We start from the raw sequence: 20888 nt of genomic DNA on the forward strand, positions 1-20888 counted from the left end.
GGGAGGGGATCACTTGGAAAAGGTTGATATTTTTAAAGATATTGCCGAGAGAACCGGCGGTGATATTTATTTAGGGGTCGTAGGAGCGGTACGGACAGGGAAATCAACATTCATTAAAAAATTTATGGAACTGGTTGTTTTACCGAATATAAACAATGAGGCTGACAGATCCCGTGCTCAAGATGAACTTCCACAGAGTTCTGCCGGCAAAACAATCATGACAACAGAGCCGAAATTTGTTCCAAATCAAGCAGCGACAGTTCATGTTGATGATGGTTTGGATGTTAATATAAGGCTTGTGGATTGTGTTGGCTATACGGTGCCAGGTGCGAAAGGTTATGAGGATGAAAATGGACCTCGAATGATTACCACTCCTTGGTATGAAGAACCGATTCCATTTCATGAAGCAGCTGAAATTGGAACAAGGAAGGTTATTCAAGAACATTCAACCATCGGGGTTGTTGTCACTACAGATGGAACAATTGGTGAAATCCCAAGAAGCAACTACATCGAGGCGGAAGAAAGAGTCGTTGAGGAATTAAAGGAAGTCGGCAAACCATTTATAATGGTTGTCAACAGTGCTCAGCCATACCACCCGAGTACTGAAACGCTTCGGTCGAGCCTGGCCGAAAAATATGACATTCCTGTCATTGCAATGAGTGTAGAAAGCATGAGGGACAGTGATGTACTCAATGTTCTTCGTGAAGCCTTGTATGAGTTCCCAGTCCTTGAGGTGAATGTAAACCTGCCAAGCTGGGTGATGGTCTTAAGGGAGAATCACTGGCTCCGCGAGAGCTATCAGGAGGCAGTAAAAGATACCGTTAAAGATATCAAGAGATTACGAGATGTTGACAGGGTCGTGCAACAATTCAGTGAATATGATTTTATTGACCGTGCAGGATTAGCGGGGATTGAGATGGGGCAAGGGGTTGCAGAAATTGACTTATTCGCTCCAGATGAGTTATATGATGATATTTTAAAAGAAATCGTCGGTGTAGAAATTAGGGGTAAAGACCATCTTCTTGAACTTATGCAAGATTTTGCACATGCAAAAGCGGAATATGATCATATCTCTGATGCATTGAAAATGGTGAAGCAAACAGGTTATGGTATCGCCTCACCTACACTCTCAGACATGAGTCTTGAAGAGCCGGAAATTATCCGTCAAGGTGCCCGGTTTGGAGTAAGGCTGAGAGCTGTTGCACCTTCTATTCATATGATTAAGGTTGATGTTGAATCTGAGTTTGCCCCAATCATTGGTACCGAAAAGCAAAGTGAAGAGCTGGTCCGTTATCTAATGCAAGACTTTGAGGATGATCCTCTATCGATTTGGAATTCTGATATATTCGGCAGGTCACTAAGCTCTATTGTACGAGAAGGGATTCAAGCAAAGCTTTCACTAATGCCTGAGAATGCAAGGTATAAATTAAAAGAAACATTAGAGAGAATTATTAACGAGGGATCAGGCGGTTTAATTGCCATTATCCTATAGAAGAAGGGACTCCGCATGGGGTCTTTTTTCTTTTTTTGTAGTATTTTGTAAGAAAATAGAGAGAAAAAAGTAGAAATTTGTTGTTTTGAAGAAAAGATTACCATTATTTCATGAAATTTTCTTGATATGCTGAAATGATTATGATAATCTTTTAACAGAATTACGTTATGGTGCTAAAAACCTATATATAATAAGGTTTTTTCAAAAAAATAGATTGTACGACAAGAAAAATTCAATTAAGATTAAATTGTTAATAAAACCGCACTATGACGTATAGAATTTGGAAAATCTGTTTAGAAATGTAGATAAGTATCCTTATTTACGAGTTTTTGAATAATTGCTTTGGGAGGAGGTGAATGGCATGAACAAGACAGAACTAATTAATGCAGTAGCTGAAGCAAGTGAACTTTCTAAAAAAGATGCTACCAAAGCAGTTGATGCTGTTTTTGATTCAATTTTAGATGCTTTGAAAAACGGTGATAAAGTTCAATTAATCGGTTTTGGTAACTTTGAAGTACGCGAGCGTGCAGCACGTAAAGGTCGCAACCCTCAAACTGGTGAGGAAATTGAGATTGGTGCAAGCAAAGTTCCAGCATTTAAGCCAGGGAAGGCGCTTAAAGACGCAGTAAAATAATTACATAATTTATTGCTTTAAGCGAATGCTTAAGAGCTAAGGTCATGGTTAAAGCCATGACCTTTTTTCTTTCAGTAGAATAAATCGCTTCGGTAAATGTCCAGCTCCAGCGCCTAGCCCCTCGAGGGAAAAAATGAACTGCTTTTTTCTTAGGTTGCTTCGGTCCTGACGATAAGATCAAAGAACGACTTCACCGTCAGGACCTCCAGCGCTTTTCGGGGCTGACCAAGGCGCTTCCGCTTTTCTTTTTTGCCTGTAGTGAAAAGGTTGTGCTAATATGTATGTGTCATATATACTTGACAGATATACAGTAGGAGGAATCACCATGTCAGATGTAAATCGTGCCCAAATCGAAGAGGCGGTGCGTTTAATATTAGAAGCAATTGGCGAGGATCCAAACCGTGAAGGCTTGCTTGATACACCTAAACGTGTAGCCAAAATGTATGAAGAAGTATTTAGCGGATTAAATGAGGATCCTAAAAAACATTTTGAAACTATTTTTAGCGAGGATCATGAGGAATTAGTATTAGTTAAAGATATTCCGTTTTATTCTATGTGTGAACATCATCTTGTACCTTTCTTTGGGAAGGCTCACGTTGCCTATATTCCACAAAACGGTCGTGTCACCGGACTAAGTAAATTAGCACGAGCAGTAGAAGCCGTTGCGAAAAGACCGCAGCTTCAGGAAAGGATAACCTCTACCATTGCAGATAGTATTATGGAAAAGCTAGAGCCACATGGTGTAATGGTCGTTGTGGAAGCTGAACATATGTGTATGACGATGAGAGGGGTAAAAAAGCCCGGATCAAAAACAGTAACGACTGCTGTTCGTGGAACACTTGCGAATGATACGATTGCTCGTTCTGAAATTCTTTCATTAATTAAAAATTAGTAAAATCAAAAGCTAGGGGGGATTATAATTGGAAAAACGGCAATCCCAAAATAGTGATTATGTTGTGATAAAAGCCTTAGATGACGGAGTAAATGTGATCGGTCTAACAAGAGGAACGGATACTAGATTCCATCATTCTGAAAAGCTTGACAAGGGTGAGGTGCTAATTGCCCAATTTACGGAGCATACATCTGCAATAAAAATTAGGGGCAACGCAAAGGTTTTAACCCAACTTGGCGAAGTAGAAAGTGAAATAAAAAAATAATCGATGAAAATTGATTATCTTCAAAATCAAAAGGATTAATCCTATTCCCTTTATTGAAGATGTGTTTATTTTGCGAAATTTCGCTCAGGGTAAGTCATTTGTGCTATAATTGTGTCTGTTGTTTAAAAAATGATCGAAAACTATTCCGAAATTAGATGAATAACAGGCATGAATGTTCCTGTTTATTATAAAATAACAGAATAAAGATATAAACTTTTTGGGGAAGCAAGGGTGATTAGGGTGTCAGACATTCGACAAAAATTTACAGATATTCTAGAGCAGGTTGAACAAAGGGTATTGGACCCTTACTTGCTCAAATATATTGAAACCCCCATTATTGACGAAGATAAACTTCTTATCCTTTTATCAATTATGGATGGACTCGAATTGTCTTACAGGGAAGTCAAAAACTACTGTTTATCTACAATGTTAATTCAAATTGCCCTTGATACCCATGAACAAAATTCGATTTCCTCCGATGATGAAAAAAGCCGTCAATTAACTGTTTTAGCAGGGGATTATTTCAGTGGTCTATATTATAAACTTCTTGCTGAATCAGAAGATATTTTGGTTATAAAAGCACTATCAGAAGGAATTAAGGAAATTAATGAAAATAAAATATCGGTTTACCATAGTGAAGCGGATACAATTGACAAGCTGATGATGAGTATAAAAAGGATTGAAAGTTCTTTACTAATCAAGCTCACTGAATATTTTCAAGGGGATGCTTGGACTGAGTTTTTCGAAAATCTATTCTTCATTAAGCGCCTATTAACGGAGAAAAAACAATATCTTCAATACGGCAGTTCATTATTATTTGAAGGACTAAAAAATATTATTTTTCCGTATAATGAACAGCAATCATCAAATTTATCGAGCGATCAGCAGCAGGACCTGCTAATGGTTTGTGATCGCTATATTAATAAAACAAAACAATTGATTGAAAAAGGAAAAAATCAGTTTCCTTATTTAAATGAATTACTTGAACAGCGAATTTCCTTTATTTTAGATCGAGCACAACCAATGGCAAAAACTTTTGTGGAGGAAGGGTAATCATGCAGCAATCGAAAGAACAGCGGGTTCATAAGGTTTTTGAAAAGATTTCTGATGACTATGACAAGATGAACTCTGTGATAAGTTTTCAACAGCATATAAAGTGGCGGAAGGACACAATGAATAGGATGAAAGTTAAACCTGGTTCAAAAGCCCTTGATGTTTGCTGTGGAACGGGAGACTGGACGATTGCACTAGCTGAAGCAGTAGGCCCTTCCGGTGAAGTGGTTGGGTTGGATTTCAGCAAAAACATGCTTAAGGTAGGCCAGGAAAAAGTTAATCATTTAGGTTTGAATCAAATTAAATTAATTCACGGTAATGCGATGGAACTTCCATTTCCAGACCAAAGTTTTGATTATGTGACCATTGGCTTTGGTTTAAGGAATGTACCGGATTACTTACAGGTTTTAAAAGAGATGAATCGTGTTTTAAAACCTGGTGGGGTTGCAGTATGTCTTGAAACTTCACAGCCCACATTGATTGGATATCGACAGCTATTTTATTTTTATTTTCACTATATTATGCCTTTATTTGGAAAGTTATTTGCAAAAAGCTATAATGAGTATTCATGGCTTCATGAATCTGCAAGGGATTTTCCGGGCATGAGGGAGCTTGCCCGCATGTTTGAGAATGCAGGCTTTATGAATGTTTTCTATAAACCCTATAGCGGGGGCGCAGCTGCCGTTCATTTTGGGTATAAGAACTGATAGATTATATGTAGACGGGATGAAAAGCTGGTGAATACAAATGAAATTAAAAATGATGTATTCATTTTTGAATTCGGATATAAACATAATTGAAAAGAAGCTTGAGGAAACGATTCAGTCAGACTCGTTTCTTTTAAAGCAGGCTTCGATGCATACACTTCAAGCTGGAGGAAAAAGAATTCGTCCTATTTTTGTTTTGCTTGCAGGAAAATTTGGTCATTATGATATTGAGGTAATGAAAGACGTTGCAGTTGCTTTAGAACTTATCCATATGGCTTCACTTGTTCATGATGATGTAATTGATGATGCCGATCTCAGGAGAGGGCAGCCAACGGTAAAATCAAAATGGGATAATCAGATTGCCATGTATACAGGTGATTTTGTTTTTGCTCTATCGCTTGAATTAATGTCTAATATTAAAGATCCTGCAGCGCATAAAATTTTGGCCAATACGATTGTAGAGGTTACAATTGGCGAAATCCAACAAATCAAGGATAAGTACCGTTTTAATCAAAATTTCCGTGATTATTTCCGAAGGATAAAGCGGAAAACTGCCTTATTAATTGCTGCAAGCTGTCAATTAGGGGCTATTGCCGCAGGTGCCAGCGAGTCTGTCCATAAAAACTTATACCGTTTTGGGTATTATGTAGGGATGTCTTTTCAAATAACCGATGATATTTTGGATTTTACTGCTTCTGAGGCAGAGTTAGGCAAACCGGCAGGTAGTGATTTATTGCAAGGAAACATCACAGCCCCGGTTTTGTATGCATTGGAAAATGAGAAAATTCGTGAGGAAATCATCAAAGTGAATGAGAACACTCAGCCAAATCAGATAAGCGAAATCATTTCCCTGATTAAACAGTCAGGAGCGATTGAAAAATCGATAGCATTAAGTGATCTTTATCTTGATAAAGCATTGGCTGTTCTTGAAGAACTGCCTACGAATAAAGCAAAGAAAACCCTTCGAGATATTGCGAAGTATATTGGAAGGCGCAAGTTCTAGATTTTCCGGTCTTGCGAAATTACCCAAAAAATGATACTATTTTCGTTGATTGCTTTATCATAACAATCATATACATAATGATTTAGGAGTGGGATTATGGAAAGAACATATTTAATGGTAAAACCTGATGGCGTACAACGTAACCTAATTGGCGAAATCGTTGCACGTTTCGAAAAAAAAGGATTCCAACTTGTTGGAGCAAAATTAATGAGCATTCCAAAAGAAGTTGCTGAAGAGCATTATGGTGAGCACAAAGAACGCCCTTTCTTTGGCGAATTAGTTGATTTTATTACATCTAGTCCAGTTTTTGCAATGGTTTGGCAAGGTGAAAACGTGATTGCAACTGCACGTCAAATGATGGGTTCTACTAATCCAAAAGATGCAGCTCCTGGAACAATCCGCGGCGATTTCGGTATAACAGTTGGTAAAAACGTTATCCATGGTTCTGATTCACCTGCAAGTGCAGAACGCGAAATCGGCATTTTCTTTAAAGAAAATGAATTGGTTGAATACACTAAGCCTGTAAATGAATGGATTTATTAAAATAGTTGTAAAAAGGGCACTTGTATAACTTTTATACAAGTGCCCTTTTTGTATGCGATTTCAAATATTTTTTGCCTATTTTCGGAATAGTTTTACTATGTTTATTGATCAGGATATGTTATATTGATAAATAATTCTTTAATGAGTTGAAGGGAGAAAGAACAAATGGGAATGAGATATTTAACAGCAGGAGAATCCCATGGACCTCAATTAACTACTATCATCGAAGGTCTTCCTGCGGGTATGCCGTTGTTAGCCAATGACATAAATGAGGAATTAGCAAGAAGACAAAAAGGTTATGGCCGTGGCCGAAGAATGCAAATTGAAAAAGATACGGTGGAAATCGCATCAGGAATTCGTCATGGGTATACCCTTGGTTCACCAGTTGCTTTAGTGGTGAAAAATAATGACTGGAAGCACTGGACGAATATAATGGGTGCAGATCCGCTTCTTGAAGGGGAAGAGGATGAGATTAAAAGAAAAATTACACGGCCCCGTCCTGGACATGCCGATTTAAACGGGGCAATTAAATATGGTCATGGTGATATGAGAAATGTTCTTGAACGCTCATCTGCACGTGAAACAACAGTAAGAGTTGCAGCCGGTGCTGTGGCAAAGAAGCTTTTGTCATTAGTAGGGATTGAGCTTATTTCGCATGTCGTTGAAATTGCAGGAATTAAGGCAGAAGTTGACCCATCATTATCCTATGAGGCCCTTAAGGAAACGACGGAACAATCGCCTGTTCGTTGTGCAGATGCGGATGCAGCACAGAAAATGATGGCTGCGATAGATGATGCAAAGAAAAATGGCGATTCCATCGGTGGAGTTGTAGAGGTTATTGCAACAGGTATGCCGACAGGGGTTGGAAGCTATGTACATTATGATCGAAAATTAGACTCAAAATTAGCCGCTGCAATTGTTGGAATCAATGCATTTAAAGGGGTCGAAATTGGTATTGGCTTTGAGGCGGCAAGAAAGCCTGGCAGTGAGGTTCATGATGAGATTGCATGGAGCGAGGAAAAGGGCTATTACCGAAAAACCAATCGTCTTGGAGGCTTTGAAGGCGGTATGACGACAGGGATGCCGATTGTTGTCCGCGGAGTTATGAAACCAATCCCAACTCTTTATAAGCCGCTGATGAGTGTTGACATCGAATCAAAGGAGCCTTTCACTGCAAGCATTGAACGGTCTGACAGCTGTGCAGTACCTGCTGCAGCTGTAGTAGCAGAAAATGCGGTGGCTTGGGAGCTTGCGAGTGCACTTGTTGAGCAATTCTATAGCGATCGCTTTGATACGTTTGCTGAGGAAATTAACAGACAGCGGGAATTTGCGAGGGAATTCTAATGCAAATTATTCCAATTCAAACGGAGTCAAAAAGCTATCAAGTTTTTGTTGGTGAAGGGATTCGAAGAGAAATTGGTTCATTTTTAGACAAGCATTTTACCAATTTGACCAAAGTCTTAATCATTACAGATGAGACTGTTGGCAGTCTTCATCTGGAAAACCTAGTAGACTGTCTTAAGCCTTGGGAGCCGGTAATCTTTACTGCGCCTAGCGGGGAGAAGGCTAAAACCTTCGATGTTTATTATTCGGCTTTAGGGACAGCTTTAGAAAATCGGTTAGACCGAAAATCTTTAATCCTTGCTTTAGGTGGTGGAGCAGTTGGGGATTTATCTGGGTTTGTTGCTGCCTCTTTTATGAGGGGGATCCCATTTATTCAAATTCCAACAACCATTTTAGCTCATGATAGTGCGGTGGGTGGGAAGGTTGCCATTAACCATCCATTGGGAAAGAATATGATTGGTGCTTTTCATCAGCCTGAAGCGGTTTTTTATGACCTTGAACTACTCTCTACATTGCCTGAGCGGGAAATCCGCTCTGGATTTGCAGAGGTCATTAAACACTCGCTCATTCATGATCCTGACTTTTATCTTTGGCTTAAAACCAATATAAGTGATCTTACCACCATCACAACCGAGCAATTAACCTATTCATTAACAAAAGGGATTGCCATCAAAAACGAATTTGTTTCAAAGGATGAAAAAGAAACAGGGATTCGTGCTTATTTGAATTTTGGACATACCCTTGGACATGCCATTGAATCAGAAATGGGCTATGGTAATTTTACCCATGGTGAAGCGGTTATGATTGGGATGGTATTTGCGTTAAAACTCAGTAATGAAATCAACGATCTTTCATTTAATTTACATGAATTTATCACATGGGTTGAAAATCTCGGCTATGAGACCAAAATACCAGATGGTTTAATGATTGAAAAATTAATCGGAAAAATGAAACAAGATAAAAAAACAATCGGTGAAACGATCCGATTTGTTTTACTAGAACAAATTGGCAATCCAAATCTCCAGGAAATTCCTGAAGATATATTATTAAAAGAACTTAATAGTTTTTAATCAAGGGGGAACTTTTCATGATTAGAGGGGTGAGGGGAGCAATTACAGTTAGTAGAAATACAGAGGATGAGATTGTTTCTGCAACTGAAGAGCTCGTCAAAGAGGTCATTGATAGCAATCAGATTCACCCAACTTCTGTTGCATCTGTTTTTATCTCAACAACTGAGGACGTGGATGCAGCATTTCCAGCAAAGGCATTACGGAAATTTTCCGGATGGACCTATGTACCTGTAATGTGTATGCGGGAATTACCCGTCCCAAATTCGTTAAAAATGTGTGTGAGAATTATGATGCATGTGAATACGGAAAAATTACAAGAAGAAATCAACCATGTCTATTTAAGAGGTGCAAAAGTTTTAAGACCTGACTTATGATAGCAGCAGTGAACTTTAAAGTCTTACAAAATTTTTACAATGGGGTGGAGAAAAATGAGATGGAAAGAACAATTATTAACGTTGACTCCGTACCAGCCGGGAAAATCGATAGATTCAGTAAAAAGACAATATAATCTTGACCAAATTGTTAAACTTGCATCAAATGAAAACCCATTCGGTTGTTCAAAAAAGGTGCTTTCTGCGCTTCAATCACATGAGGTTGGTTTTGCTATTTATCCAGATGGATACGCAACCAATTTAAGGGAATCTTTGGCTGCTTTTTTACGGGTTGAACAGGAAGAACTAATCTTTGGTAATGGTTCTGATAATCTTATTCAAATAATCTCAAGAGCATTGCTTCATCCTGATGCCAGTACAGTTATGGCAGCCCCAACTTTTTCGCAGTACAAACATAATGCAGTGATAGAAGGGGCCGTTATTAAGGAAGTTCCATTAGTCAATGGGGATCATGATTTAGATGGAATGCTTCAGGCTATAGATGAAAAAACAAACATTGTTTGGTTATGCAGTCCAAACAACCCTACAGGTACATATATTCCTGAAAATAATTTAGTTTCATTTCTAGATAGTGTTCCGCCTGAAGTTCTGGTAGTACTTGATGAGGCTTACTTTGAATATGCTGTAGCAGTTGATTATTATGATTCAATTGTATTAACGAGAAAATATCAAAATTTAATTGTGTTAAGAACTTTTTCAAAAATTTATGGACTAGCATCGCTGCGGATTGGTTATGGTGTTGCCAACCCTAAAATTATTGCAGCTTTAGAACCTGCCAGAGAGCCATTTAATGTAAGTTCCTTTGGACAGCTAGCAGCCGTAGCGGCACTTTCCGATAAGGAATTTGTTGAGGAATGTCAAATGGTAAATAGAAAAGGTCTCGAGCAGTATTATCAATTTTGTGAGCAAAATCAACTTACCTATTATCCATCACAAACAAACTTTATTTTGATTGATTTTAATGAGGATGGAGACAAAGTCTTTCAATATTTACTTGAGCGTGGGTATATAGTTCGTTCCGGAAAGGCACTGGGATTCCCAACCTCCGTTAGGATTACAGTTGGTTCTTTTGAACAAAATGAAGGTTTACTAAAGGTGCTGAAGGAGTTCCTGCGTGAAAGCCGTGTGGAACAGCACCAGGGGAAGTAGGAGGAGTTTTTTTGAAAGGCCGTGTTTTTGTCATTGGATTAGGGCTAATTGGCGGTTCCCTAGCGTTATGTATAAAAAAGGAACATAAAGAATCAACGATAATCGGATTTGATATAAATTCTGAGCAGGCACGCTTGGCAAAAATGCTGGGTGTAATTGATACCGCAGCCGAAAGCATCCAAGAAGGTGCTCTTTCAGCTGATTTAATTATTATTTCAGCACCTGTAAACGAAACAAAAGCAATCATTGAACTTCTGTCTGATTTACCATTGAATCCAGAAGTTATTGTGACAGACACTGGAAGTACAAAAAGAAAAATTGTTGCGAGTGCAGACAGTTTAAGAGAAAAAGGTATTACTTTCATTGGTGGCCATCCGATGGCTGGTTCTCATAAAAGTGGTGTTACAGCTGCTAAAGAAATTTTATTTGAAAATGCATTTTATTTATTTACTCCTGAAGGGCATATCGAAAATACCAGGTTGGAAAAATTAAAAATTTGGCTTAAAGGTACTAGAGCCAAATTTTTAACGATATCACCTGAAAACCATGATTTCCTTACCGGAGTCGTCAGTCATTTTCCACATATTATTGCTGCATCGATCGTGCGTCAGACTGAAAAATTGGCGTCAGAAGAGACGCTGATTCCGCGGTTGGCAGCTGGGGGCTTCAGAGATATAACCAGGATAGCCTCAAGCAGTCCGGAAATGTGGAAGGATATCTTATTGAATAATCGGGAGATACTAATTGGTCTTCTCGATCAATGGCAAGCAGAAATGAATGGGGTTAAAAATTTGCTGGACGAAGAAAACTCTCAGGCCATTTTTCAATACTTTCAACAAGCGAAACAATTTCGCGACCGCCTCCCTGTTAGCGAAAAGGGAGCTATTCCGGCTTTTTATGATTTGTATGTGGATGTCCCTGACTATCCTGGGGTTATTTCAGAAGTGACTGGTTATCTTGCCAAGGAAAAAATCAGTATTACCAATATTCGGATCATTGAAACTAGAGAAGAAATATATGGGATTCTTGTCATCAGCTTTCAAACAGAAGAAGATCGTGAAAGAGCTGAACAATGTATTGCCACTTATTCTAGCTACGAAACATCTATAGGGTAAAAAAGGTGATGTTATGAAAGATATACAATTACAAACGAACATAAAAGGCTTAATAGGGGAAATTAAGATTCCGGGAGATAAATCAATCTCCCACCGCTCCGTAATGTTTGGAGCAATTGCCCATGGAGAAACAAAGGTAACGAATTTCTTACTTGGTGAGGACTGTTTAAGTACAATTTCTTGCTTTAGAAAGCTAGGTGTGACCATTTCTGTTAAGGGTAACGAATTACAGATCATTGGAAAAGGCTTTGAAGGGTTAAATGAGCCAAACGAACTATTAGATGTAGGAAACTCCGGAACGACGATTCGCTTGCTAATGGGAATTCTTGCCGGCAGACCTTTTTTTAATTCGCTAATTGGTGATAAATCAATTGGGAAAAGACCAATGACAAGGGTAACCAATCCACTAAAGCAAATGGGTGCACAAATAGACGGGCGCGAGAACGGTGCTTACACGCCTTTATCACTTCGTGGTGGTAATCTTAAGTCATTTACCTATGAATTGCCAGTTGCGAGTGCACAAGTGAAGTCTGCGCTTATTTTAGCCGGGCTTCAAGCTAAAGGGGAAACAACCCTTATTGAACAGGCAGAAACGAGGGATCATACAGAAAGAATGATCCGGAAGTTTGGCGGAGAAATTGAAAAAGACAATCTCACCATTAGGGTAAAGGGCGGTCAACAGCTAAAAGCAGCAACGATTCACGTTCCGGGTGATATTTCATCTGCAGCCTTTTTCCTTGTTGCCGGTGTGATTGTAGAAGGTAGTGAAATTACCTTAAGAAATGTCGGGTTAAATCCTACCCGAACGGGTATTATTGAGGTTATGCAAGCAATGGGCGCGGATATACAAATTCATGTGCAGGATGAAAGTTCTTTTGAACCTGTGGGGGATATTGTTATTAAAACCTCTAAACTTAAAGGGACGGTCGTGCAAGGAGAGATTATTCCAAGATTAATCGATGAAATTCCGATTATCGCCCTATTGGCTACTCAAGCTGAAGGTATTACAATCATTAAGGATGCGGAAGAACTGAAGGTGAAGGAAACAAACCGTATTGACACTGTTGTTAATGAGTTAAATAAATTAGGTGCCTCCATTGAAGCAACGGATGATGGCATGATAATTCATGGGAAATCTGAGCTTAAGGGTGGAAAAGTGTCCAGCCATGGTGACCACCGAATCGGTATGATGCTGGCAATTGCTTCGCTGTTATGTAAAGAAGAAGTGATTCTTGAAAATCCGGAAGCAATCTCCGTTTCCTATCCAAACTTTTTTGACCATTTAGATTCACTTATCAAGTAAAAAGCTGCACTTGTGCAGCTTTTTTATTTAGTAAAATTTGGCTGGAATATTTCTCTAAATCCCACATAGCTTGTCTTAAAGACAAGTAAAAGGGTGATTTTATGGCCTATATAATCGAAAACGCCAATATTTTAAAGGATAACCAATTGCAAAAACGCTCCCTACTTATTAAAGAAAATAAAATTGCCTCAGTTCGAACAGATGTTATCCAATACAAATGGATGAAAATGAATGCAGAACCCTACATTATGACCCCTACCTTTGTCCTGCTAAACAATCGAATCCCTTATAAGGGAACCTTTCAAGAAATAAAAAAATATATGACCGAAGAATTTTTATTAAAAGGCTGTACCACACTCCTAACCTGCGCAAATGTTTCCTACGAAAGAGAAATACCTGAAAAAGTACGAGAAATCAAAACTGCCCTTATAGGAAGTCCCGTAGACTTTATTATCGGTGTGAAAATCCCAATAAAAAAACTCACACAATCATTTATCAGAATCTGTAAAAGAGAAAGGATACCGGCTATTTTTGTAGAAATAAATAATACAGAAGAGCTGGAGAAAATTCCGTGGGGATGGATAAGGGATGCTTTATTTCCATTTAATAGTCCCTTAATCCCGGTAGTATCTTCACCTGCTAAAAAAGAAGCCGAGAATTACTTGAGTAAATGGAAAATGATGATGATTAAAGAGAAAATCCCATGTCTTTTTGATGAATTGGCTGAAAATGAACCACTTACAGCCGTGGTTTTAAATAAAATAGGTTTATATCCACAAAAAGCATGTTTAATGCATGGGGCTGAGGTAAGCTATAATCTATATTTAAAGGCTCGAGAAATCAAGAATGTTGATGAAGTGAGTTTATTTCATTATCATGGTGATAGACTTGTAGTGACAATTCATAAAGGAAAGGTGATTCGTTCAGGGGTAGAGGTTTTATATAGACCGGGGAATGGTGAATATGTTAAAGTGAAAACCCCATCTTTTTTTACTATTTAACTGAACAGCCTTGGAACGAGAGGATAAGAGAATGGACCGCATAAATAAAATTATTCAAATGTTGGAAAAAGGTCAACATAAAGAAGCATTAACTGAATATAATGTTGTATTAAACAGCGGCATGTCTGACGAAAAATTCCTTTTAGCAGAGGAGTTATACCAATTTGGGTTTTTAGAAGAAGCACAAGCTCTAGTTGAAAATCTTTTAGAGATTTATCCCGAAGAAGGTGAACTACTGGTTCTTCTTGGTGAGATCCTAGTTGAAGCTGGTGAAGAGGAAAGAGCGATTCTTGTTCTTGAAAGAATAACCGAACAGGATCCAAATTATGGACAATCGTTATTATTACTTGCCGACTTGTACCAAGTTCAGGGGCTTTACGAGGTTTGTGAAAGAAAGCTGTTAGAAGCAAAGAAAATTTTACCTGAAGAAGTGATAATCGATTTTGCACTAGGAGAGCTATATAGCGAACAGGGTGAAATCATCAAGGCAATGGCCGCATATGAAATTGTATTAAAAGAAAACAGTATGATTGCCGGTGTTAATATTTATCAACGGATGGCTGAGCTGTTAAGCTCCTCAGGTGCTTTTGAAGAAGCTTTGACCTACTATGATAAGGCACTCGATGAAAAGTTAGAAATTAATACCCTTTTTGGTTATGCATTCACTGCACTCCAGGCAGATTACAATCGTACAGCAATCGAGAAGTTTGAGGAATTAAAAGTGCTTGACCCCGAGTACCACTCCTTATATTTACATCTTGCAAAAGCATACGAACGTGAAGAAGAACTGGAAAATAGCTTTCGCACCATTCATGAGGGAATTAAACAGGACGAATTTAACAAGGACCTCTATTTTTATGGAGGGAAAATAGCGATTAAACTGGGTAAAACAGACAAGGCCGAGCAACTATTTCGGGAGGCGCTTGCATTAGATCCTGGTTTTATAGAAGCAGCCCTTACGTTAAATAAACTGTTTATTCAACAAGAGCAATATGAGGATGTAATTGATTTAATTTCCCAGTTGGATTTTGAGGAAGACGAAGAACCCCAGTTTTTATGGGATGCCGCCCTAAGCTTTCATAGATTAGAGGAATTTTCATATGCATTAGACAAATATGAAGCAGCATATACTTTTTATAAAAACAATCCAGACTTCCTTCGAGATTACGGATATTTTTTAATTGAAGAAGGAAAAACGGACACTGCTGCCGAAATTTTTAAACAGCTGCAAAAACATGATCCAACAAATGAAGAGTACATCGATTTACTTGAACGTTTCAAAGGTACAGAAGAATACTAATAAAGCTGAAAAGCGCAGAGGAGGGAAACTTTTATGGCAACCCCTGTATCTGTCAACGAGAAAAAGGACTTTATTCGCTGGTTTTTAAATCATTATCAACTAAAGAGAAGAGAATGTGTGTGGATCCTCAACTATTTAATGAGCCACGATCAATTAATGGAAAAGGTTCATTTTGTCGAGCAAGCCCAGTATTGCCCACGAGGATTGATTATGTCTACCCATTGTGTTGATAAAGTACCGTTTCGCTTTTATAAAGAAAATGTGATGACAACAGATGCTGAGAAGTCTTTTCACGATATTCGCTTAAATCGTGACGAAGAAATTTTTATTCAATTGAACTTTCATGCATCGAATCAGGCACATCAATATGCAGCTGTACTGGAAGAAAACCCTTTTGTACCGAAACACCTTCAGGAAAATGAAAAAGACGGGATAATCGCAGAACAATTTCTTCAAAAAAGTATCGAACGCTTTCAGAGGGAGAAACTGCTCCAATTAATTGACGAAGCGTTAGACAAACAGGATCAAGCAGCTTTTCATGAGTTAACCGGAAAATTAAATAACCTGAAAAAAATCGAGCAAAAAGGTGGCTTGCTATAAGCAGGCCTTCTTTTTTTGTCATTCATCGTAAAATGTTGATGTTGATGTTGAAAATGGTATGATGGTAATAGTGAGATTAAAGGCTGGTGTAAAAAAATGAAATGGATACCGAAAGACATTGAAACATTTTTAGGCGCAAAAGAATACATAGACACGGCGATTATTCCGATTTACTCTGTTTCCTTGGGGGATGAAATGAAAGACTCAGCAGCAAGGCACGAGTTTATTACCTTGCTTACAGGTTATTTGGAAAGACAGTTTACCGGAAGAATTTTATTATTTCCTCCATATACATACTTAAAAAATGAAAAAAGTGAAAATACTATGAAAGAATTAAAAAAATGGGAGGAAAATATCAAAAATAGTGAAATAAAACATATTTTTTTCATTACATCTGAAATTGAATGGAAATCGCAAGAAGAAAAACTTAATGGTTCGTTAATTTGGCTTCCGTCGATTCCACTCGAACATATGGACGAGACTCAGAAGGTATCGATCATTGATTCACAGGTCAAACAGCTGGTAAATCTATTTACTGAAAAGTGGCACAAAAAAGACTAATTCTTTACGGTAATAATATGTTTTTAAAATAGTATGATATTGACCTTGCTTGAAGATTGATATATCATGGTTATGTCCTAGTTTTATATGTGTTTAATAAATGTCCGTGTGGACTAAAACTTTAGAAATAGAGGGGGGATATGAATGAGTAAGAATCGCGTTACAAGACGCCAATTTTTAAGCTACACATTAACCGGTGTAGGTGGTTTCATGGCAGCGGGGATGTTAATGCCAATGGTCCGTTTTGCTGTGGATCCTGTTTTAAAAGCCGATGCAGGCGGTGAATTCATACCAACAAAGCAAAAGGCGGCTGATTTAACAAGCGAGCCTGTTCGTGTAGACTTTACCTTTAAGGAAAAGGATGCATGGTATGAGTCCGAGGTTACCAATACTGCCTGGATTTATAAGGACGATAGTGGGAAAATTGTTGCTCTTTCACCAATTTGTAAACATTTAGGCTGTACGGTTAACTGGAATACGGATAAAGCACATCCAAACCAATTCTTTTGTCCATGCCATTTTGGACGATATGAAAAGAATGGTAAAAACATTCCTGGAACACCGCCGCCACAACCGCTTGATCTTTATCCTGTAAAGGAAAAAGACGGGTTTATTCTTTTAGGTAAAGCACAACCACGGACGGAGGTGTAATAATTGTTAAACAAAATTTACGATTGGGTAGATGAACGTTTAGATATTGCGCCTTTGTGGCGGGATATTGCAGACCATGAAGTACCTGAGCATGTAAACCCAGCGCATCATTTTTCTGCGTTTGTCTATTGCTTTGGAGGTCTAACGTTTTTTGTAACCGTAATTCAAATTCTCTCTGGTATGTTTTTAACAATGTATTACGTACCGGATATTAAAAATGCTTGGGAGTCCGTTTATTACCTTCAAAATGAAGTAGCATTCGGACAAATCGTACGCGGAATGCACCACTGGGGAGCTAGTTTAGTCCTTGTAATGATGTTCTTACATACGTTACGTGTCTTTTTCCAAGGTGCGTATAAGAAACCTCGTGAACTTAACTGGATTGTCGGAGTACTAATTTTCTTCGTCATGCTTGGATTAGGTTTTACAGGATACCTATTACCTTGGGATATGAAAGCGCTATTCGCTACAAAAGTAGGTCTTCAAATCGCCGAGGCCACACCATTTATTGGCTCTTATATCAAAGTATTGCTTGCGGGGCATGAACACATTGTAGGTGCTCAAACCTTAACCCGTTTCTTTGCGATTCACGTGTTCTTCCTGCCTGGAGTATTATTTGGTTTAATGGCTGCCCACTTCGTTATGATTCGTAGACAAGGGATTTCAGGCCCACTTTAATACTCAAATGATAATGAAGAACTTGTAACTATTTTTTCACTTTTACGAAAAAAGGAGGGGATCGCTCGATGCATAAAGGTAAAGGTATGAAATTCGTAGGTGACTCACGTGTGTTAGCACCGGAGGCACGTAAAAAAATGCTGCCAAAGGATTACTCAGAATATCCTGGTAAAACAGAAGCATTCTGGCCTAACTTTCTATTAAAAGAATGGATGGTTGGGGCAGTATTCCTTGTCGGTTTTTTATGTTTAACAATTGCTCACCCGGCCCCGCTAGAAAGAATTGCGGATCCGACTGATACAGGCTATATCCCATTGCCTGACTGGTACTTCCTCTTTTTATATCAATTACTGAAGTACTCATATGCTTCAGGTCCATATACGGTTATCGGAGCATTGGTTATTCCAGGCCTTGCTTTCGGAGGATTATTATTGGCTCCATTCCTGGACAATGGTCCGGAGCGTCGTCCATTTAGACGACCGGTTGCAACAGGCATGATGTTGCTTGCATTAGCTGCTACGGTATTTTTAACATGGCAATCAGTTGCAACCCATGACTGGGCTGCAGCAGAACGCCAAGGTAAAATTGTGGCGAAAGTTGAAATTGATAAGTCAAATCCGGGATATGAAGTATTTAAAAGCCAAGGCTGTATTAACTGTCATGGTGAGAACCTTCAAGGCGGTGCAGGAGCACCAGCACTTACTGCCACTGGTTTAAAACCAGAAGAAATTGCAAATATCGCAAAAAATGGTAAAGGTGCAATGCCAAAAGGTATCTTCAAAGGTAATGACAAACAACTTAAACAGCTTACTGAATTTATTTCAGGTCTTGGAGAAAAATAATAGAAAAAGAAAAAAGCTGGCGGTTCCGTCAGCTTTTTTATTGATATCTAAAAAATTTGTTAGGGGGAAAATTGGTGGGATGGGTCTATCCTCTTCTGGCTAATCGCTCGGTTCTGAAGCTTCTGCTGGTTGTTAATGTTATTGGGACTGTTTATGGCTATTATTGGTATGGATGGCAGCTAAAAGAAACACCGGCAAAATTTTTAATTTTTGTTCCTGACAGTCCAACCGCAAGTTTATTTTTTGTGATTGTCCTAGTAGCATTTCTAATGAGAAAAAACTGGCCATTAATTGAAGCTTTGGCGATTGTTACTCTTTTTAAGTATGGAATTTGGGCAGTGGTCATGAATATTCTAGTTTATTTTGTTGAGGGAGAACTGAGTTGGGCAGGATATATGTTAATTTTTTCACATTTTGCCATGGCTGTTCAAGGACTATTATATGCACCGTTTTATCGTTTAAAATGGTGGCATTTAATTGTGGCCGCGATATGGACTTTACATAATGATGTGATTGACTATGTCTTTTTCATGCTTCCTCGATACGAAATGTTAAATCGATACATACCTGAAATTGGATACTTTACTTTTTGGCTATCTATTTTGTCCTTAGGAATTGCCTATTATTTATGTGTTCGTCCAAACCATTATAAGCTTGAAATAAAATAAAAGGAACATATTAAAATTTGGTCTATCCTTGTCCAACCGTTCATACATTTTATTAGTAATGAAAGGGGGGGACAAGGATTGAAATTTAAATGTTTTTTATTTTTTGCAATGGTTTTGCTGCTCGCTCCCATAAGCGTCCATGCTGAGCAAACTTCACCTATGGAACAGCTTGATGATATTTCTGATGAAGCACTTCAAATGGTGAAATTTCATAGATATGATGATGCTAAAAAGCTGCTTAATTATTTCTCTGATCAATTTACAAGTTTAAAAAATAAACAACAGCCGTTAACCGTGGACGAGCTAAGAATTATAAATACTTCACATGATGAAGCACTGGAAGCTGCAGCAAGCCCAGACATGAGATATGAGGAACGAATTAATAAATTAACAACATTCCGTCTGGTAATTGATGCGATTGGGACAAGCAATAGACCGCTTTGGACGGAAATGGAAGGCCAAATTATGACAGTCTTTCACCAGGCTAAAGAAGCAGCACATAAAGGTGATTCTGCTGATTTTCATTACAATTTTAATAACTTTCTCTCCCTTTATAATGTCATCTATCCGAGTATGAAAGTGGATGTTAATGCAGAAAATATACAAAAGATTGATGCCCGTATTCATTTTATTGATGAATATCGTTCTCAGATCATGAGTGATTCGAAAAGCCAAAAAGAACTGGACGTCTTAGATTCTGATTTAAAAAATCTTTTTGAAAATATGGATGAGGATGAGGCAGACCCGTCTTTATGGTGGGTTATCATCTCGACAGGAAGTATTATTATAGCAACCTTATCTTATGTCGGTTGGAGAAAGTATAATGGTGATAAAGAAATGAAAAAAGGACGCTCCAGGGATCGAAAAAATTGACGAATTGATACGGCAACAGTAAACTGATAGGCAACAAGAGATAAAATGGAGGTTCATCATGTTTTACCTAGTATATTTTGCAATAATTGTCTTGATTCCGTTATGGGCTCAGCTGAAGGTAAAAAGTACTTTTGCAAGATATTCACAAGTCCCTTCCGCCACTTATCGGACTGGTGCTGATGTTGCAAGAGAGATATTAAATGCCAATGGTTTATATAATGTGGGAATTGAGCAGGGACATGGTTTTCTAAGTGATCATTATGATCCAAGAACGAAAACTGTCCGGTTATCACCTGAAAACTATCACGGTCATTCATTAGCGGCTGCGGCAGTAGCTGCACATGAATGCGGACATGCCGTTCAAGATTCACAAGGGTACGCTTTTTTAAGATTTCGCCATGCCCTCGTACCGGTAGCAAATATTGGTTCTAATTTTTCTTGGGTACTGATTATGATAGGGATATTTGCTCATCTGAGCGGGATGTTGCTTTTAGGAATCATTTTTATGGCTGCAGCAGTCCTCTTTCAATTGATTACACTGCCTGTTGAGTTCGATGCATCCAGCCGGGCTATGAAACAAGTCGTTTCTTTAGGCCTAATTCGCAACGATGAAGCTAAGAAAACTCGTAAAGTTCTCAATGCGGCAGCTCTAACCTATGTGGCAGCAGCGGCCGTAGCAGTACTAGAATTACTAAGACTTGTCCTCATTTATACAGGAATGACTCGGAATAATGATGATTAAAAAAACAATG

General features: G+C 38.4%; 24 protein-coding genes. All 24 read left to right on the forward strand.

Going from position 1 to position 20888, the window contains the following annotated elements:
• Window positions 1-13 precede the first annotated feature (13 nt).
• The 24 genes from spoIVA to E2K98_RS16350 all read left to right on the forward strand — a co-directional run bounded on the left by spoIVA (window position 14) and on the right by E2K98_RS16350 (window position 20878).
• Window positions 14-1492: a stage IV sporulation protein A gene (gene spoIVA, locus E2K98_RS16235; protein ID WP_026573284.1), complete on the forward strand. Its 1479-nt coding sequence runs from the start codon at window positions 14-16 to the stop codon at window positions 1490-1492.
• 361 nt (window positions 1493-1853) lie between these two features.
• Window positions 1854-2126 (forward strand): non-specific DNA-binding protein Hbs, encoded by a 273-nt coding sequence (gene hbs, locus E2K98_RS16240; protein ID WP_034676225.1) that lies wholly within the window; start codon window positions 1854-1856, stop codon window positions 2124-2126.
• A 325-nt stretch (window positions 2127-2451) separates the two neighbouring features.
• Window positions 2452-3018, forward strand: a complete 567-nt coding sequence (folE, locus tag E2K98_RS16245) for a GTP cyclohydrolase I FolE (RefSeq protein ID WP_133335887.1) — start codon at window positions 2452-2454, stop codon at window positions 3016-3018.
• A gap of 28 nt (window positions 3019-3046) precedes the next feature.
• Window positions 3047-3283 carry a trp RNA-binding attenuation protein MtrB gene (gene mtrB / locus E2K98_RS16250; RefSeq protein ID WP_133335889.1) on the forward strand — a complete coding sequence of 79 codons (237 nt, stop codon included), beginning with the start codon at window positions 3047-3049 and terminating at the stop codon, window positions 3281-3283.
• A gap of 240 nt (window positions 3284-3523) precedes the next feature.
• Window positions 3524-4336, forward strand: a complete 813-nt coding sequence (locus E2K98_RS16255) for a heptaprenyl diphosphate synthase component 1 (protein WP_133335891.1) — start codon at window positions 3524-3526, stop codon at window positions 4334-4336.
• Window positions 4337-4338: 2 nt separating this feature from the next.
• A complete protein-coding gene (locus E2K98_RS16260) occupies window positions 4339-5043 on the forward strand; it encodes a demethylmenaquinone methyltransferase (protein WP_133335893.1) in 705 nt (234 codons plus the stop codon).
• A 40-nt stretch (window positions 5044-5083) separates the two neighbouring features.
• Window positions 5084-6046 carry a heptaprenyl diphosphate synthase component II gene (gene hepT, locus E2K98_RS16265; RefSeq protein WP_133335895.1) on the forward strand — a complete coding sequence of 321 codons (963 nt, stop codon included), beginning with the start codon at window positions 5084-5086 and terminating at the stop codon, window positions 6044-6046.
• A 96-nt stretch (window positions 6047-6142) separates the two neighbouring features.
• Entirely contained in the window at window positions 6143-6589 is a 447-nt protein-coding gene (ndk, locus tag E2K98_RS16270; RefSeq protein ID WP_026573277.1) for a nucleoside-diphosphate kinase, read from the forward strand.
• Between the two features lie 171 nt (window positions 6590-6760).
• A complete protein-coding gene (gene aroC / locus E2K98_RS16275) occupies window positions 6761-7933 on the forward strand; it encodes a chorismate synthase (RefSeq protein WP_133336201.1) in 1173 nt (390 codons plus the stop codon).
• Window positions 7933-9003, forward strand: a complete 1071-nt coding sequence (gene aroB, locus E2K98_RS16280) for a 3-dehydroquinate synthase (protein ID WP_133335897.1) — start codon at window positions 7933-7935, stop codon at window positions 9001-9003. Before aroC ends, aroB begins: the two co-directional genes overlap by 1 nt.
• A gap of 17 nt (window positions 9004-9020) precedes the next feature.
• A complete protein-coding gene (gene aroH / locus E2K98_RS16285) occupies window positions 9021-9377 on the forward strand; it encodes a chorismate mutase (RefSeq protein WP_133335899.1) in 357 nt (118 codons plus the stop codon).
• A 54-nt stretch (window positions 9378-9431) separates the two neighbouring features.
• Complete coding sequence (hisC, locus tag E2K98_RS16290) at window positions 9432-10544, forward strand: histidinol-phosphate transaminase (RefSeq protein WP_133335902.1); 1113 nt, start codon at window positions 9432-9434, stop codon at window positions 10542-10544.
• Window positions 10545-10555: 11 nt separating this feature from the next.
• On the forward strand, window positions 10556-11659 hold the full coding sequence (locus tag E2K98_RS16295) for a prephenate dehydrogenase (protein WP_133335904.1): 1104 nt from the start codon (window positions 10556-10558) through the stop codon (window positions 11657-11659).
• A 13-nt stretch (window positions 11660-11672) separates the two neighbouring features.
• Complete coding sequence (aroA, locus tag E2K98_RS16300) at window positions 11673-12962, forward strand: 3-phosphoshikimate 1-carboxyvinyltransferase (protein WP_133335906.1); 1290 nt, start codon at window positions 11673-11675, stop codon at window positions 12960-12962.
• 101 nt (window positions 12963-13063) lie between these two features.
• On the forward strand, window positions 13064-13963 hold the full coding sequence (locus E2K98_RS16305) for a hypothetical protein (protein WP_133335908.1): 900 nt from the start codon (window positions 13064-13066) through the stop codon (window positions 13961-13963).
• A gap of 31 nt (window positions 13964-13994) precedes the next feature.
• The gene (locus E2K98_RS16310; protein WP_133335911.1) at window positions 13995-15263 is read left to right on the forward strand and encodes a tetratricopeptide repeat protein; all 1269 of its coding nucleotides are present in this window, start codon (window positions 13995-13997) and stop codon (window positions 15261-15263) included.
• A gap of 33 nt (window positions 15264-15296) precedes the next feature.
• Window positions 15297-15863, forward strand: a complete 567-nt coding sequence (locus E2K98_RS16315; protein ID WP_026573268.1) for a ReoY family proteolytic degradation factor — start codon at window positions 15297-15299, stop codon at window positions 15861-15863.
• Between the two features lie 96 nt (window positions 15864-15959).
• Entirely contained in the window at window positions 15960-16424 is a 465-nt protein-coding gene (locus tag E2K98_RS16320; RefSeq protein ID WP_133335913.1) for a YpiF family protein, read from the forward strand.
• 144 nt (window positions 16425-16568) lie between these two features.
• The gene (locus E2K98_RS16325; RefSeq protein WP_026573266.1) at window positions 16569-17075 is read left to right on the forward strand and encodes a QcrA and Rieske domain-containing protein; all 507 of its coding nucleotides are present in this window, start codon (window positions 16569-16571) and stop codon (window positions 17073-17075) included.
• A 3-nt stretch (window positions 17076-17078) separates the two neighbouring features.
• Entirely contained in the window at window positions 17079-17753 is a 675-nt protein-coding gene (gene qcrB, locus E2K98_RS16330) for a menaquinol-cytochrome c reductase cytochrome b subunit (RefSeq protein WP_026573265.1), read from the forward strand.
• A 68-nt stretch (window positions 17754-17821) separates the two neighbouring features.
• Window positions 17822-18595, forward strand: a complete 774-nt coding sequence (locus E2K98_RS16335) for a menaquinol-cytochrome c reductase cytochrome b/c subunit (protein WP_133335915.1) — start codon at window positions 17822-17824, stop codon at window positions 18593-18595.
• A gap of 74 nt (window positions 18596-18669) precedes the next feature.
• Window positions 18670-19263 carry a lipoprotein heptaprenylglyceryl N-acetyltransferase LhaT gene (gene lhaT, locus E2K98_RS16340; RefSeq protein WP_133335917.1) on the forward strand — a complete coding sequence of 198 codons (594 nt, stop codon included), beginning with the start codon at window positions 18670-18672 and terminating at the stop codon, window positions 19261-19263.
• A 78-nt stretch (window positions 19264-19341) separates the two neighbouring features.
• Complete coding sequence (gene ypjB / locus E2K98_RS16345) at window positions 19342-20136, forward strand: sporulation protein YpjB (RefSeq protein WP_235824831.1); 795 nt, start codon at window positions 19342-19344, stop codon at window positions 20134-20136.
• A gap of 58 nt (window positions 20137-20194) precedes the next feature.
• Entirely contained in the window at window positions 20195-20878 is a 684-nt protein-coding gene (locus E2K98_RS16350; protein WP_208025375.1) for a zinc metallopeptidase, read from the forward strand.
• The last annotated feature ends 10 nt before the right edge of the window (window positions 20879-20888 follow it).

The sequence above is a fragment of the Bacillus salipaludis genome (assembly GCF_004358205.1).

Bases quoted from the DNA above. Each gene is read 5' to 3' on its own strand.
- aroH (WP_133335899.1), top strand. From the start codon at position 9,021: ATGATTAGAGGGGTGAGGGGAGCAATTACAGTTAGTAGAAATACAGAG.
- hisC (WP_133335902.1), top strand. From the start codon at position 9,432: ATGAGATGGAAAGAACAATTATTAACGTTGACTCCGTACCAGCCGGGA.
- aroA (WP_133335906.1), top strand. From the start codon at position 11,673: ATGAAAGATATACAATTACAAACGAACATAAAAGGCTTAATAGGGGAA.
- E2K98_RS16335 (WP_133335915.1), top strand. From the start codon at position 17,822: ATGCATAAAGGTAAAGGTATGAAATTCGTAGGTGACTCACGTGTGTTA.
- E2K98_RS16315 (WP_026573268.1), top strand. From the start codon at position 15,297: ATGGCAACCCCTGTATCTGTCAACGAGAAAAAGGACTTTATTCGCTGG.
- E2K98_RS16305 (WP_133335908.1), top strand. From the start codon at position 13,064: ATGGCCTATATAATCGAAAACGCCAATATTTTAAAGGATAACCAATTG.
- folE (WP_133335887.1), top strand. From the start codon at position 2,452: ATGTCAGATGTAAATCGTGCCCAAATCGAAGAGGCGGTGCGTTTAATA.
- E2K98_RS16325 (WP_026573266.1), top strand. From the start codon at position 16,569: ATGAGTAAGAATCGCGTTACAAGACGCCAATTTTTAAGCTACACATTA.
- aroC (WP_133336201.1), top strand. From the start codon at position 6,761: ATGAGATATTTAACAGCAGGAGAATCCCATGGACCTCAATTAACTACT.
- aroB (WP_133335897.1), top strand. From the start codon at position 7,933: ATGCAAATTATTCCAATTCAAACGGAGTCAAAAAGCTATCAAGTTTTT.
- E2K98_RS16350 (WP_208025375.1), top strand. From the start codon at position 20,195: ATGTTTTACCTAGTATATTTTGCAATAATTGTCTTGATTCCGTTATGG.
- hepT (WP_133335895.1), top strand. From the start codon at position 5,084: ATGAAATTAAAAATGATGTATTCATTTTTGAATTCGGATATAAACATA.
- ndk (WP_026573277.1), top strand. From the start codon at position 6,143: ATGGAAAGAACATATTTAATGGTAAAACCTGATGGCGTACAACGTAAC.
- hbs (WP_034676225.1), top strand. From the start codon at position 1,854: ATGAACAAGACAGAACTAATTAATGCAGTAGCTGAAGCAAGTGAACTT.
- E2K98_RS16310 (WP_133335911.1), top strand. From the start codon at position 13,995: ATGGACCGCATAAATAAAATTATTCAAATGTTGGAAAAAGGTCAACAT.
- E2K98_RS16320 (WP_133335913.1), top strand. From the start codon at position 15,960: ATGAAATGGATACCGAAAGACATTGAAACATTTTTAGGCGCAAAAGAA.
- E2K98_RS16260 (WP_133335893.1), top strand. From the start codon at position 4,339: ATGCAGCAATCGAAAGAACAGCGGGTTCATAAGGTTTTTGAAAAGATT.